This window comes from Streptomyces sp. NBC_01477 (assembly GCF_036227245.1).
In the GTDB taxonomy this organism is placed as follows: Bacteria; Actinomycetota; Actinomycetes; order Streptomycetales; family Streptomycetaceae; genus Actinacidiphila.
The window spans coordinates 3,847,959-3,861,962 of record NZ_CP109445.1 but is presented as its reverse complement, the minus strand read 5'-3'; the positions used below and the strand labels follow the sequence as shown (position 1 = coordinate 3,861,962).

The 14,004-nt window shown below is 73.1% G+C and carries 15 protein-coding genes and 1 riboswitch; of the genes, 9 read left to right on the top strand and 6 right to left on the bottom strand.

All coding sequences use genetic code 11. The features are described 5' to 3' along the window. Positions 1-17 precede the first annotated feature (17 nt). The 3 genes from OHA86_RS15975 to OHA86_RS36085 form a co-directional block, all read right to left on the bottom strand. Entirely contained in the window at positions 18-770 is a 753-nt protein-coding gene (locus OHA86_RS15975) for an amino acid ABC transporter ATP-binding protein (RefSeq protein WP_329182427.1), read from the bottom strand. Between the two features lie 17 nt (positions 771-787). After that, positions 788-1,846, bottom strand: a complete 1,059-nt coding sequence (locus tag OHA86_RS15970; RefSeq protein ID WP_329176019.1) for an amino acid ABC transporter permease — start codon at positions 1,844-1,846, stop codon at positions 788-790. Between the two features lie 217 nt (positions 1,847-2,063). After that, the gene (locus OHA86_RS36085) at positions 2,064-2,192 is read right to left on the bottom strand and encodes a putative leader peptide (protein WP_443053967.1); all 129 of its coding nucleotides are present in this window, start codon (positions 2,190-2,192) and stop codon (positions 2,064-2,066) included. Between the two features lie 189 nt (positions 2,193-2,381). Then, a riboswitch (SAM riboswitch) is annotated at positions 2,382-2,496 on the top strand. 39 nt (positions 2,497-2,535) lie between these two features. On the opposite strand from OHA86_RS36085, the gene OHA86_RS15965 reads away from it, so the two are divergent. The 9 genes from OHA86_RS15965 (at position 2,536) to OHA86_RS15925 (ending at position 11,780) form a co-directional block, all read left to right on the top strand. Then, on the top strand, positions 2,536-2,694 hold the full coding sequence (locus tag OHA86_RS15965) for a putative leader peptide (protein WP_329176017.1): 159 nt from the start codon (positions 2,536-2,538) through the stop codon (positions 2,692-2,694). Between the two features lie 144 nt (positions 2,695-2,838). Beyond that, entirely contained in the window at positions 2,839-4,044 is a 1,206-nt protein-coding gene (locus OHA86_RS15960; RefSeq protein ID WP_329176014.1) for an LLM class flavin-dependent oxidoreductase, read from the top strand. A 48-nt stretch (positions 4,045-4,092) separates the two neighbouring features. Then, positions 4,093-5,469 (top strand): NtaA/DmoA family FMN-dependent monooxygenase, encoded by a 1,377-nt coding sequence (locus OHA86_RS15955; RefSeq protein ID WP_329176013.1) that lies wholly within the window; start codon positions 4,093-4,095, stop codon positions 5,467-5,469. Then, positions 5,466-6,563, top strand: coding sequence for an LLM class flavin-dependent oxidoreductase (locus OHA86_RS15950; RefSeq protein WP_329176011.1), 1,098 nt, complete (start codon positions 5,466-5,468; stop codon positions 6,561-6,563). Before OHA86_RS15955 ends, OHA86_RS15950 begins: the two co-directional genes overlap by 4 nt. Before the next feature lie 14 nt (positions 6,564-6,577). Continuing rightward, complete coding sequence (locus tag OHA86_RS15945) at positions 6,578-7,708, top strand: LLM class flavin-dependent oxidoreductase (RefSeq protein WP_329176009.1); 1,131 nt, start codon at positions 6,578-6,580, stop codon at positions 7,706-7,708. Then, positions 7,705-8,448, top strand: coding sequence for a flavin reductase family protein (locus tag OHA86_RS15940; protein ID WP_329176007.1), 744 nt, complete (start codon positions 7,705-7,707; stop codon positions 8,446-8,448). The genes OHA86_RS15945 and OHA86_RS15940 overlap by 4 nt, the downstream gene beginning before the upstream one ends. Continuing rightward, positions 8,445-9,338 carry a DUF1684 domain-containing protein gene (locus tag OHA86_RS15935; protein WP_329176005.1) on the top strand — a complete coding sequence of 298 codons (894 nt, stop codon included), beginning with the start codon at positions 8,445-8,447 and terminating at the stop codon, positions 9,336-9,338. The genes OHA86_RS15940 and OHA86_RS15935 overlap by 4 nt, the downstream gene beginning before the upstream one ends. Next, positions 9,335-10,432, top strand: coding sequence for an LLM class flavin-dependent oxidoreductase (locus OHA86_RS15930; protein WP_329176003.1), 1,098 nt, complete (start codon positions 9,335-9,337; stop codon positions 10,430-10,432). The genes OHA86_RS15935 and OHA86_RS15930 overlap by 4 nt, the downstream gene beginning before the upstream one ends. 10 nt (positions 10,433-10,442) lie before the next feature. Continuing rightward, on the top strand, positions 10,443-11,780 hold the full coding sequence (locus tag OHA86_RS15925) for an NtaA/DmoA family FMN-dependent monooxygenase (RefSeq protein ID WP_329176001.1): 1,338 nt from the start codon (positions 10,443-10,445) through the stop codon (positions 11,778-11,780). An 87-nt stretch (positions 11,781-11,867) separates the two neighbouring features. On the opposite strand, the gene OHA86_RS15920 is transcribed toward OHA86_RS15925, so the two are convergent. The 3 genes from OHA86_RS15920 to OHA86_RS15910 form a co-directional block, all read right to left on the bottom strand. Continuing rightward, positions 11,868-12,377, bottom strand: coding sequence for a DUF6328 family protein (locus OHA86_RS15920; RefSeq protein WP_329176000.1), 510 nt, complete (start codon positions 12,375-12,377; stop codon positions 11,868-11,870). 47 nt (positions 12,378-12,424) lie between these two features. Further along, the gene (locus tag OHA86_RS15915; RefSeq protein WP_329175997.1) at positions 12,425-12,748 is read right to left on the bottom strand and encodes a plasmid stabilization protein; all 324 of its coding nucleotides are present in this window, start codon (positions 12,746-12,748) and stop codon (positions 12,425-12,427) included. A 129-nt stretch (positions 12,749-12,877) separates the two neighbouring features. Next, on the bottom strand, positions 12,878-13,951 hold the full coding sequence (locus tag OHA86_RS15910; protein WP_329175995.1) for a cation diffusion facilitator family transporter: 1,074 nt from the start codon (positions 13,949-13,951) through the stop codon (positions 12,878-12,880). Between the last annotated feature and the right edge of the window lie 53 nt (positions 13,952-14,004).

The window sequence follows — 14,004 nt, the reverse complement described above, 5'->3', positions numbered from 1 at the left end:
ACAAGACGTGGGAGCCGCTACAGCACGGCCGCCAGGAACGACCGGGCCCGCTCGTGCCGGGGATCGGTCAGTACGTCCGCGGGCGCGCCGGACTCGATGATGCGGCCGCCGTCCAGGAAGACCACCGTGTCGGCCACCTTCCGGGCGAACCCGATCTCGTGCGTGACGACGATCATGGTCATCCCGCTGAGCGCCAGGTCCTGCATCACGGCGAGGACTTCACCGACGAGTTCCGGGTCCAGCGCGCTGGTCGGCTCGTCGAACAGCAGCAGCCGCGGCTCCATGGCCAGCGCGCGGGCGATGGCGACCCGCTGCTGCTGGCCGCCGGACATCTGCCGGGGGTAGGAGTTCTCGCGGCCGGCCAGGCCGACCCGTTCGACCAGTTCGCGGGCCCGGACGGCGGCCTGCTTGCGGGACAGGCCGCGGACGGCGACCGGCGCCTCGGTGATGTTCTCCAGCACCGTCATGTGCGGGAAGAGGTTGAACTGCTGGAAGACCATGCCGACATCGGCCCGCTGCCCGGTGACCGAGCGGGACCGCAGCTCGTGCAGCCGGGAGCCGTCGCGGCGGTAGCCGATCACGTCGCCGCCGATCTCCACGAAGCCGGCGTCCGGCTTCTCCAGGTGGTTCACGCAGCGCAGCAGCGTGGACTTGCCGGAGCCGGACGGGCCGAGCAGGACGGTGACCTCGCCCTGGCGCACGTCCAGGTCGATGCCGTCCAGGACGACGTGGGCGCCGAAGCTCTTGCGCAGTCCGCGGATCCGCACCAGCGGACGTTCGGTGCCGGTCATGACAGCCCCATCAGATCGGTCCTGGACCGGCCGAACAGCGGGATGTTGGAGCGCGTCACCTGCCACAGTCCGCGGGCCGGCGGCTTGTCCGCCCGGTTGCTGCCGCGCGCGTAGTAGCGCTCGACGTAGAACTGCCCGACCGACAGCAGCGTGGTCAGGATGATGTACCAGATCGTGGCGACCAGCAGCAGCGGCATGATCAGGAAGTTCTGGTTGTAGATCAACTGGGTGGAGTACAGCAGGTCCTGCACGGCGATCACGCTGACGATCGAGGTCGCCTTGAGCATGCCGATCAGCAGGTTGCCCGAGGCGGGGACGATCGCCGGCATGGCCTGCGGCAGCACGACCCGGCGGAAGATCCGGCCGTCGCGCAGGCCGAGCGCCCTGGCGGCCTCGCGCTGGCCGGGGTCGACGGACAGGATTCCGCCGCGGACGATCTCGCCGGCGAACGCGGCCACGTCCAGGGTGAGTCCGACGTAGGCGGCCAGGATGCCGCTGAAGAGGTGGGCGGTCCCGACGCTGCCGAATTCCGGGCCGAAGGGCACGCCCACCGACAACCGGGGGTACAGCGAGGCCAGTTCGAACCAGAAGAGCAGCTGGACCAGCGGCGGGACCGAGCGGACCAGCCATACGTAGCCGAAGCTCAGGCTGCGCAGGATCGGGTTGCCGGACAGGCGCATCGCGGCGACCCCGATGCCGAGCAGGTAACCGCTGGTCATCACGGCGGCGGTGAGCCACAAGGTGAGTTCCAGGCCGTGCATGATCGAGCCGCGCAGGAAGTACTGGCCGACGACGTCCCACTGGAAGCGGTGGTTGGTGACCAGGGTGTGCACCAGCATCGCGAACAGCACCAGCAGCGCGGCGGCGGAGAGCCACTGCCCGGGGTGGCGCAGCGGTACGAGCCGGGCGGCGAGCAGTTCCTGGTCCCCCGGCCGGGTGTCCAGGGCGCGCAGCGGCGGCCGGTCGGCCGCCGGGCCGGGGGCGTCGGGGGTGTCGGGCGGGGGGTGGCCGGGCGCGGCCGTGGCGGGCCGGCCTGAGGTGTCGTGCTGGGTCATCGGGTTTCCCGTCTCGTCGGGGACCGCGGCAGCGCACAGCGGCGCGGCGGCCCCGCGCGGGGCTGCCGGACTGCCGCTGGGGGCTACCGGGGGAAGGCGGATTGAGGCGGTGCGGCCGCGCACGGCCCGGCCGCACGCCGGTGACCGGGCCGTGCGTCAATTGCCGAGGACGAGCGGGATCACGGGGCTCCGGCCGGATCGGCGGGCCCGCGGGCGGTCAGTGGACCGCGGTCTTTTCCGGACACAGTGCGCTGCTGACGCGGAGCAGATCGACGTGGCGCCGGATCACTCGGGTCTGAAATGAGCCACCGGGGCACAGCTCGCGGTCGTGCTGCGCTACGTCCATGTCCGTCCCCTCGCTCTCTTCGCTTCGCACTCGTCCGCCCTGCGTGAGGGCCCTATGCCTACAGCACGTTAACCGGAGGGCGGCGGTCAGACAATCCCCTGATGGCGCGAACACGGCGCAGAGCGAGCAGCGTCACTCCTGGCCGGAAGGGATTGTGTTCGACCGCGCGGCGGAGTTACCGTGCTTGCAGGTCATGAGTGTCAGCAACCAAGGCCCTGGCCGGCTGACCGGCAACCCTCCGTCGCGGCGGGGTGCTCCAGGTGACGACCCGGCTGAGCCGATGACGGCTCGGCAAGTGCGAACTCGAACAGGCGTGAGCCGATCGGGACCGGGAGGTGACGCAGTGCGGGCAACCGATGAGCGGTCGCTGCCCGTCGTCGCCATGTTCTCGCGACGGCACATCGACCTCCAGCGTGTCGCCGGCGCACTGTGTCCGGGCGTACCGACAGCCGTGCCGGAGCAGGGCCGCGGGCCCGCCGCACTGCCGCACACCGCGGGCTAGTTCCGCTCCACACCCCCGAGACCCACTCCACCTCCTTCGCATCCGAACCCCCCGGGACCCCGTGCCCGCTGCGGGTCCCGTTCGGCATGCCTACGCCACGGCTGTTCGCTTGCGACCCCGTCCGAGCAGGAAGCGGTACGCCCCATGCCCAGCACCACCTCCCCTCTCCACCTGGCCGTCGCCCTGGACGGCGCCGGCTGGCACCCCGCGGCCTGGCGGGAACCCGACGCGCGGCCCGCCGACCTCTTCAGCGCCCCCTACTGGCTCGACCTCGCGGCGGAGGCCGAGCGCGGGCTGCTGGACTTCGTCACCATCGAGGACTCCCTCGGCCAGCAGTCCACCCGCTACACCGGACCCGACGGGCGCACCGACCGGGTGCGCGGCCGGCTCGACGCGGTGCTGACCGCGGCCCGTATCGCGCCGCTGACCCGGCATCTGGGCCTGATCCCCAGCGCGGTGGTCACCCACACCGAGCCCTTCCACCTGTCCAAGGCCGTCGCCACCCTGGACTACGTCAGCACCGGCCGGGCCGGGGTGCAGATCCGGGTGTCGGGGCGGGCCGACGAGGCCGCGCACTTCGGCCGCCGTGACGTGCCCCGGCTGCCGGTCACCGAGCTGGACTCGCCGGCGGGCCTCGCGCTGCTGAAGGAGCTGTTCGGCGAGGCCGCCGACTACGTGGAGGTCGTGCGGCGGCTGTGGGACAGCTGGGAGGACGACGCGGAGATCCGCGATGTGGCCACCGGCCGCTTCATCGACCGCGCCAAGCTGCACTACATCGACTTCGAGGGCACGCTCTTCTCGGTCAAGGGCCCCTCGATCACCCCGCGCCCGCCGCAGGGCCAGCCGGTGGTGGCCGCGCTCGCGCACCGCTCCGAGCCCTTCCAACTGGTCGGCACGTCCGCCGACATCGGCTTCGTCACCCCGCACGACACCGCCCAGGCGGCGGCGATCGTCGCCGAGATCCGTACCGCGCAGGAGCAGGCGGGACGCGGCGGCGAGACCGTGCACATCCTCGCCGACCTGGTGGTGCTGCTCGACGACGAGCCCGGCCGCGCGGCCGAGCGCAGGGCCCGGCTGGACGCGGCACTGGACACGCCGTACGCCGGCGACGCCACGGTCTTCGCCGGTACGCCCGCCGAACTCGCCGACCTGCTGGAGGAGTTCGCGCGGACCGGGCTGACCGGCTTCCGGCTGCGGCCGGCCACCCTGCCGTACGACCTGGAGCGGATCACCCGCGACCTGGTGCCCGAACTCCAGCGCCGCGGCGCCTTCCGGCGCGAGTACGGGGCCGCCACCCTGCGCGGTCTGCTCGGACTGCCGCGCCCCGCCAACCGCTACGCCGCCGCCTAGAGCCACGGCACCAGCGACCCGCGCGACACCCCAGGAAGGTCACCCCGCATGAGCAAGCCCGTCAAGCAGATCCATCTCGCCGCGCACTTCCCCGGCGTGAACAACACCACCGTGTGGAGCGACCCGGCGGCCGGCAGCCATATCGACTTCAGCTCCTTCGTCCACCTCGCGCGGACCGCGGAGCGGGCCAAGTTCGACTTCCTCTTCCTGGCGGAGGGGCTGCGGCTGCGCGAGCAGGGCGGCGAGATATACGACCTGGACGTGGTCGGCCGCCCCGACACCTTCACCGTGCTGGCGGCGCTGGCCGCGGTGACCGACCGGCTCGGCCTGGCCGGCACGATCAACTCCACCTTCAACGAACCGTACGAGGTGGCCCGGCAGTTCGCCTCGCTCGACCACCTGTCGGCCGGCCGTTCCGCGTGGAACGTCGTCACCTCCTGGGACGAGTTCACCGGCCAGAACTTCCGCCGCGGCGGCTTCCTGGCCCGCGAGGACCGCTACGAGCGGGCCGCGCAGTTCCTGACCGCGGTCAAGGTGCTGCTGGACTCCTGGCAGGGCGACGAGATCGTGGCGGACAAGGAGTCGGGCACCTTCCTGCGCGACGCCGAGGCCGGGCGGTTCGCGCACCGCGTCAGCCAGTTCGACATCAGCGGCAGCTTCAACGTGCCGCGCAGCCCGCAGGGCCGCCCGGTGATCTTCCAGGCCGGCGACTCCGAGCAGGGCAGGGAGTTCGCCGCCTCGGCCGCCGACGCGATCTTCACCCGGCACGGCACCCTGGAGGCCGGCAGGGCCTTCTACGCCGACGTCAAGGGCAGGCTGGCCAAGTACGGCCGCTCGCCCGAGGAGTTGCTGATCCTGCCCGGGGTCACCTTCGTCCTGGGCGACACCGAGGCCGAGGCCGCGGAGAAGGCGGACCTGGTCCGGCACCAGCAGGTCAGCGGGCAGACCGCGATCACCTTCGCGGAACGGCTCTGGAACCGCGACCTGAGCGGCTACGACCCGGACGGCCCGCTGCCCGAGGTGGAGCCGCTGCTCGACGCGGCCCCGATCGTCCGCGGCCGGGCCGACGCCGGCAGCCAGGACCGGCTGGCGACGGTCGCGCGCTGGCGGGAGGTCGCCGAGCGCAAGAAGCTCTCGCTGCGCGAGGTGGTCATCGAGGTGACCGGGCGGCAGTCCTTCGTCGGCACCCCGGCGCGGGTCGCCCGGGAGCTGGAGGAATTCGTGCAGGCCGACGCCAGCGACGGCTTCATCCTCGCGCCGCATCTGACCCCCGGCGGCCTCGACGAGTTCGCGGACACCGTGGTGCCGCTGCTCCAGGAGCGCGGGGTCTTCAGGACCGAGTACGAGGGCGAGACCCTGCGCGACCACCTCGGCCTGCCGGCACTCGCCCCGGCGGCCGGCACCCGTACGGAGGCGGCGTCGTGAAATTCCTGACCATCACCTTGATCGTGCACTCCCCGCACCCGGTCACCGGAGTGCGGAAATCCACCCAGGAGCGCTTCCGCGAGGTGATCGACAACGCGCTGCTGGCCGAGGAGCTGGGCTTCGACGGCTTCGGCGTCGGTGAGCGCCACGAGCGCCCCTTCATCTCCTCGGCGCCGCCCGTGGTGCTCAGCCACCTCGCCGCGCTCACCTCCCGCATCCGGCTGTTCACCGCCGTCACCACGCTCAGCCTGCTCGACCCGGTGCGCGCCTACGAGGACTACGCCACGCTCGACCACCTGTCGGGCGGGCGTCTGGAGCTGATCGTCGGCAAGGGAAACGGCACGGCGCAGCGCGAGCTCTTCCACGTCACCACCGACGACCAGTGGGACCGCAACGCCGAGAGCTACGAGCTGTTCCGGCAGATCTGGCGGCAGCAGAAGGTCACCGCCAGCCCGCGCTTCCGGCCGGAGCTGAAGGACGCCGAGGTGTGGCCGCGCCCCTACCAGAACCCGGTCAGGGTCTGGCACGGCAGCGCCACCAGCCGGGAGTCCGTCGACCTGGCCGCCCGCTACGGCGACCCGCTGTTCTCCGCCAACGTCACCAACCCCATCGAGCCGTACGCGGAGCTCGTCCGCCACTACCGCGAGCGCTGGGAGCACTACGGCCACGACCCGGCGCTGGCCACCGTCGGCGCGGGCAGCGCCGGCTACTACGCGGCCCGCACCTCGCAGGAGGCGCTGGCCGCCTATCGGCCGGTCTTCGAGGGCCACCTGGCCTTCCAGAAGCAGCTCGGCGTCGAACCGGTCTTCGCCACCCTCGAGGACTTCGTCGAACGCAGCTCCGCGCTGATCGGCAGCCCGCAGCAGGTCATCGAGAAGGTGCATCGCTACCACGAGCAGTTCGGGCACACCGTGCTGCACCTGCACGCCGACGCCGGCGGCCTGACCGGGACCCAGCACCGCGACGCCCTCGAACTCTTCCAGTCCGACATCGCACCCGTGCTGCGCAAGGACATCCCCGACCCACCCTGGGCCTGGGGTCCGGTCGGCATCGATGTCCCCGCCGGCCCGGCGACCGCCGCCCCCAACGCCTGACAAGGAGCACCGTCGTGGCAAACACCCCGCTCGCGGTCCTGGACCTGGTACCGATCTCCACCGGATCCACCGCCGGCCAGGCACTGCGCAACAGCATCGACCTGGCACAGCACGCAGAACGGCTCGGCTACGCCCGCTACTGGTTCGCCGAGCACCACCTCAACCCCGGGGTGGCGGGCACCTCCCCGGCCGTCGTCCTCGCGCTGACCGCCGCCGCCACCAGCACCATCCGGCTCGGCGCCGGCGCCGTACAGCTCGGGCACCGCACCGCGCTGTCCACCGTGGAGGAGTTCGGGCTGCTCGACGCCCTGCACCCGGGCCGCTTCGACCTCGGGCTCGGCCGCTCCGGCGGGCGCAACCTGCCCAACTCCCGGCCGCCGGTGCCGGTCGGCGCCCCGCCGGTGGTGGACGGCCGCACCGCCAACGGGCTGCGGATCCCGGCGCCCTTCTCCTTCAAGAAGCTGCTCGGCTCGCCGCGGTTCGCGCTGCACCAGCGGCTGCTGACGCTGCCCGGCGCCGAGTCGCAGGCCTACGACGAGCAGATCGCCGACATCCTGGCGCTGCTGGCCGGCAGTTACGCCACAGAGGACGGCATCGAGGCGCACGTCGTGCCCGGCGAGGGCGCCGAGCTGCAGGTGTGGATCCTGGGCAGCAGTGCCGGCATCAGCGCCCAGGTCGCCGGCGCCAACGGCCTGCGCTTCGCGGCGAACTACCACGTCAGCCCGGCCACCGTACTGGAGGCCGCGGAGGGCTACCGGGCGGAGTTCGTACCCTCGGCCGAGCTGGAACAGCCCTACGTCAGCGTGTCCGCGGACGTCGTGGTGGCCGAGGACGAGGACACCGCACGGGAGCTGGCCACCGGCTACGGCCTGTGGGTGCACAGCATCCGCAGCGGGGCGGGCGCGATCCGCTTCCCGACCCCCGACGAGGCCCGCTCGCACGCGTGGAGCGAGCAGGAGCGGGACCTGGTGGCGGACCGCGTCGAGACCCAGTTCATCGGGACGCCGCAACAGGTCGCCGACCAGCTGGAAACGCTGCGCGACGCCACCGGCGCCGACGAGCTGATCATCACCACCATCACCCACGACCACGCCGACCGGGTGCGTTCGTACGAGCTGCTGGCCGAGGAATGGAAGCGACGATGACCACCCAGACCCGGTTCGAGGAACAGACCCGGCCCGCCGAGCGGGCCACCACCGACGAGCAGCGGCGTACCGACGACCAGCCGCGTACGGACGAGGAGCGGCGTACGGACAGGGAGCCGCGCACCGATGAGCAGACCCGCACCGGCGAGCGGGCCGCGGCCGACGGGAGGGCCGCGGCCGGCGAGCAGCCCGGGCCCGCTGAACACCCCTTGTCCCCGGGCGAATTGCGGCGGGTCTTCGGCGCCTTCCCCACCGGGGTGACCGCGGTGGCCGCCCTCGTGGACGGCATACCGGTGGGCCTGGCCGCCAACTCCTTCACCGCGGTCTCGCTCGACCCGCCGCTGCTGTCGGTCTGCGTCGCCCACACCTCGACCACCTGGCCGCTGCTCGCCGACCGCGCCCGGCTCGGCATCACGGTGCTGTCCGCCGACCAGGAGCGGGCCTGCGCCCAGCTCGCCGCCCGCAGCGACGACCGCTTCACGGGCCTGGACTGGCACGCCACCGAGGACGGCGCGGTGCTGCTCGACGGCGCGGGCGCCTGGTTCGACACCAGCGTCGAGCAGCACATCAGGGCCGGCGATCACGACATCGTCCTGCTGCGCATCCACGCCCTGGAGGCCGACCACACGGTGGCGCCGCTGGTCTTCCACGGCAGCAGATTCCGGCGGCTGGAGCAGACCGCCGCCCAGAACGAGGCACGCCCCACCCCGCGCACCACCGGAACCGAGGAGTCGTCATGACCGCACAGGCAGAAGAGACCGACCGCGCCGCCTTCGCCCAGGACTGGGAGCGGTGGCACGCCGAGAAGGAGAAGGCGCTCGCCGGCCCGCACGGCTTCCTCGCCATCACCGGCCTGCACTGGCTGGACGCCACCCCCACCCGCTTCCCCGACGCGCCCGGCGCCTGGTCGAGCACCGACGAGGGCGTCGTGGTGGAGCTGTCGGACGACGAGGAACTGACCCTGGACGGCCAGGTCCTGCGCGGGCGGCACAGCTTCGGCGTGATCGAGGAGCGGGTCAGCCTCTACCCCACCGCGGGCGACGCGGCGATCGAGGTCGCCAAGCGCGGCGGATACGACATCCTGCGCCCCCGGCACCCGGAGAACGGCCTGCGGCTGGCCTTCACCGGCACCCCCGCCTACGCCCCCGACCCGCGCTGGGCCCGGGCCGGCCGCTACGTGCCCTTCGACGAGCCGCGGCCGACGACGGTGGGCGCCGCGGTGGAGGGCCTCCAGCACGTCTACGACGCCCCGGGCCAGGTCGAGTTCGACCTCGACGGCACCACCCACCGGCTGACCGCCTTCAACGGCCACGCCCCGGGCAGCCTGCTCGTCCTGCTCACCGACGCCACCTCGGGCGTGACCACCTACGCGGCCAACCGGGCGGTGTCCATCGACGCGCCCGACGCCGACGGCAATGTGCTGGTCGACTTCAACCGGGCCTCGAACCTGCCCTGCGCCTACACCGACCTGGCCACCTGCCCGCTGCCGCCGGCCGAGAACCGGCTGACGGTGGCGATCGAGGCCGGCGAGAAGATCCCGACCGCCCCGGTGGAGAAGACCCGGTCCGTCCCGGCCCGGGCGACCGGCCCCGAGGCCACCGGGACCGTCCCGGACGGTGAGACGCCGTGACCGCCCCTGACCACGGCGGCAGCCGCCGGCTGCACCTGGCCCTGGAGGCCGACGGCCACGGTGCCCATCCGGCGGCCGGCGCGCTCGCGTCCGAGCCGCCGGTGAGCGCGCGGGCCGTGCGGAGCACCGTCGCCGCGGCCGAAACGGGCGGCTTCGCGCTGGTCACCTTCGCCGACGAACCGCTGCCGCCCGGTGGCGGCGGATGGCGCGTGGAGGCCGGCACCCGCGCCGCCTTCGTCTCCACGCTGACCGACCGGATCGGCCTGGCGCCGACCCTGCACGTCACCGTGACCGAGCCCTTCCACCTGGCCACCCAGCTGGCCGCCCTGGACCACGCCAGCCGTGGCCGGGCGGCCTGGGTGGTCGGCGCCGCCAACAGCGCCGACGCCCACGCCACGGTCGGGGCGGCCCCGCTGGACGCCGGGGCGCTGCGCCGCGAGGTCGCCGACGTGATCGGCACGGCCCGGGCGCTGTGGGACTCCTGGGAGGACGACGCGGTCATCAAGGACGTGGCCACCGGCCGCTTCCTGGACTGGCGCAAGGTCCACCACGTCGACGTCGAGGCCGCCCGCTTCACCGTCAAGGGCCCGCTGATCACGCCCCGGCCGCCACAGGGCCAGGTCGTGGTGCTGGCCGCCGACGAACTGGGCGCGGGCGGTCTGGCGGACATCGCGCTCGTCGCCCGTCCCGACACCGCGGGCGTCGCCGCAGCGGCGGCGGCGGCCAGGGCGGCCGGCGCCCCGCTGGTCTTCGCCGAGGTCGAGGTGCTGCTCGACACCGACCTGCCCGCCGCGGAGCGGCTCGCCCGGCTGGAGGAGTCGGCGACCTGGCAGCCGACCGGGCGGCTGCGCCACGTCGGCCCGGCTTCCGGACTGACCGCGCTGCTGCGGGAACTGGCCGCCGACGTGGACGGCGTACGGCTGCACCCCGCGGAGCTGGGCGCCGACCTGCCGGTGCTCACCGGGCAGGTGCTGCCCGCACTGGCCGCCGGCGGAACGCACCAACCGCCGCGGCCCGGCGCCACCCTGCGCGACACCCTGGGCCTGCCGCGCCCGGCCAACCGGTTCGCCCTCGCGGCGACCACGACCTCCTGAGGGGACCGCCATGCCGGAAGCGGCGCACGATACCGCCACGCCCGAGTACGACCCGAACGCCCAGGTGCATCTCGGCGTCTTCTTCACCGGTGTCGGCCCGCAGCTGATCTGGACCGACCCGGACTCCCCCTCGCACACCGCGATCGAGACCTTCGTCGAGGTGGCCCGGCTGCTCGAACGCGGCCTCTTCGACGCCTTCTTCCTCGGTGAGGGACTGCGGGTCAGGGAGAACCGGGGCCGGGTCTTCGACCTCGACATCGCCGGCCGCCCGGACGCCATCACCCAGCTGTCCGCGCTGGCGGCGGCCACCAGCCGGATCGGCCTGGTCGCCACCCAGAACACCACCTACAACTACCCCGCCGACCTGGCCCGCCGGCTGGCCGGCCTCGACCTGCTCTCGGAGGGCCGGGCCGGCTGGAACATCGTCACCACCGACAACGCCTGGACCGGCGCGAACTTCCGGCACGGCGGCTGGCTCCCGCACGAGCGGCGCTACGAGCGGGCCGCGGGCTTCGCGGCAGCCGCGAAGGCGCTGTGGTCGGCGGCGGCGGACGGCGGCCAGGACCGTTCGGTGGCCGTGGACACCGACCTGCTCAGGCTGCGGGCCGCCGCGACGGTGCCGCCCAGCCCGCAGGGCCGCCCGGTGCTCTTCCAGTCCGGCGACTCCCCGGGCGGCCGTGAACTCGCCGCCGCGCACGCCGATGTCGTCTTCTCCGCCAACACCGACTACGAGAAGGCCCGTGCCTACGCCGCCGACCTGCGGACCCGGCTGGTCAGGCACGGCCGCCCCGCGGACGCGATACGTATCCTGCCCGGCGCGATGGTGGTGGTCGGCGACACCGCCCGGGACGCCGAGGACAAGGCCCGCTGGCTGCGGGAGGAGCAGGTGTCGCCGCCGCGGGCGATCGCCTTCCTCGAACAGTACTGGGGCACCGACCTGTCGGCCTGGGACCCGGAAGGGCCGCTGCCGGACATCGAGCCCAGCGACGCCGAACTCGACCCCTCCCGGGGCACGATCCCCATCGAGGAGCGTACGGGGAAGCTGGCGCAGATCCAGAAGTGGCGCGACCTGGCGGCCGAGCGCGGCCTGTCGATCGTCCAGCTGGTGCGGGAGGTCTCCGCCCGCCGGCCGCCCTTCGTGGGCACCGCCTCGCAGATCGCCGACGAGTGGACGCGCTATGTCCGCACCCGGGCTGCGGACGGCTTCAACATCGTCCCCCACCTGCTGCCGTCGTCGCTGACCGACATCGTGGACAAGGTCGTCCCCGAACTCCAGGAGCGCGGCTCGTACCGGACCGCGTACGAGGGCACGACGCTGCGTGAGCACCTGGCGCTCCCGCCGCTGTAGGAAGTCCGCGCGAGCAGGCGTCCGTGCGAGCAGACGTCCGTGCGGGGAGGCGGTCGGCGCCGGCCGCCTCCCCGCACCCGCCCGCGTTCAGTCCTGGTCCGGGCCCGGTGTGCTCCGGTACCTGGCCCACAGCGGGATGCCCAGCCAGCACACCGAGAACCAGAGCACCATCACGCCGGCCAGCCAGGCCGCGCCCGTGTCGTGGATCGCCAGCCGCAGGACCAGCAGCAGCGAGCAGGCTGTCGTGCACAGCAGCAGGAACAGCCCGACCACGGTCATCCGGGACGCCCACACCACGGTCTCGGGCTTCACGCGGCGGCCGGTGAGCAGCCGGTGCATCGCCACCGGGCCGATGAGGGCGCCGGTGGTCGCCGCACCGACGACCACGGTGGCCACGTAGAGGTGCCGGTCGGTGTCGGACAGCTGGGGGAAGCGCTGCTGGAAGACCACCGTCAGCAGGAAGCCGAAGAGGATCTGCACCCCGGTCTGCGCGACCCGCAGCTCCTGGAGCAGATCGCCCCAGCGGCGGTCCGCCCTTTCCTCGGTGGTCTCCCGCCGTCCGGTGTCGTCCGTCCGGTCCGACTCGTGTCCTGCCATGCCGCGTGGTCCTCCTCCGGTAGGCGCTGCCCCGGCGGGGGAGCGCGTCAGCGCCCGAGCGCCCTGCTCAGCTCGGACTTCGTCATCGATGAGCGGCCCTTGACGTTGCGCTGCCGGGCCTCGTTGTAGAGCTGCTCCTTGGTGGGGCCGCCGGGGCCGGAGTGCGAGCGCTGCCCGCCCCGCCTGGACGACGACATGTCCGTGACGGAGCTGCGGCTGGCGGTCTTCGACTCGCCCGAGCGGGCGCGCTCCTTGTTCACCGTGCGGGCGGCGATCTCCTCGGCCCGCTTCTCGGACTCGCCGCGCTTCTCGGCGCTGTCCTTGATGTGCTCGTACTGGCGCTCGCGCCTGGGGCTGGAACCTCGGGGCATGACGGCCGCCTTTCACGTGCTCGCGGTGCTGTGCCGGCCGGCCGGGGGAAGGCCGGCCCACCCCTGCGGTTACCCGGCTTCGGCGCGCGGGCACGTGGCCGGGCGATATTCCGTCCGGATGGTGCCATGTCACTGCTGCGGCGGTCCTTCCTGCTGCGCGTCCTGTTCCTCGACGGCCCGGTCGACTTCCTGCTTGCGTGCGTGCGCCCGTGCGCGTTCGTCGCGGTCCGCGTCCACGATGTCGAGGAAGATCTCGCCGAAGCCGGGGTGCTTGTCGCGCAGGTCGCGTTTGATCCGCTCGCTGACCTCCTCGACCTCTTCGCTGTCCAGGCCCGCGTGCAGGTCCACCCGGGCCGCCAGCAGCGCCGAGTCCACCCCGAGGCGCATGGTCAGCAGGACGGCCACGGTGTCGATCTCCTTCTGCTCGGCGAGCATCTCGTACGCCTCCTGCTGAAGGCGCGGGTCGACGGCCTGGCCGACCAGGAGGTCGCGGGCGGAGCGGCCGAGCAGGTAGGCGACGAGGATCAGCAGCAGCGCGATGGCCAGTGCCGCGCCGGCCTCCCACTGCGGCGCCCCGGTGAGCTGGTGGCCCAGCACGCCGCCGGCGGCCAGCAGGACGCCGAGCACGGCTGTGGCGTCCTCGGCGAAGACCGTACGCACGGTCGGGTCGGTGCTCTTGGCGACCTCCTGGAACAGCGAGCGCCCGTGCGAGCGGGCCCGGCCGCGCAGCTGGACGACCGCCCGCAGCAGCGAGGCGCCCTCGGCGGCCAGCGACACGCCCAGCACGACATAGGTGATCAGGAAGCTCTCGGAGGCGTCCGACTCGGGGGAGAGCCAGCCGTGCAGGCCCTGGTAGAAGGAGAAGCAGCCGCCGGTGACGAAGATGCCGACGGCCGCGAGCAGCGCCCAGAAGAAGCGCTCCTTGCCGTAGCCGAAGGGGTGTTGCGCGTCGGGCTTGCGCTTGCTGAGGGGGACGGAGGCCAGCAGGAACACCTCGTTGAGGGTGTCCGCGATCGAGTGCGCCGCCTCGGCGAGCAGGGCGGGGGAGCCGGTGAGGGCGCCGGTGACCGCTTTGGCGATGGCGATCGCCACGTTCGCCAGCAGCGCGATCAGCACGGTTCCCTTGGTCTCGCCGTCGTCCTTCCCGCCTCCGGCAGCCGGGGCGTGGTCTTCACGGGTGTCCGTGCGGGTGTCGGAAGTCATGGGCGGGCCTCAGCTACCTCGGGTCGGCACGGGGGGTGTCGCGGCTGGTGTGC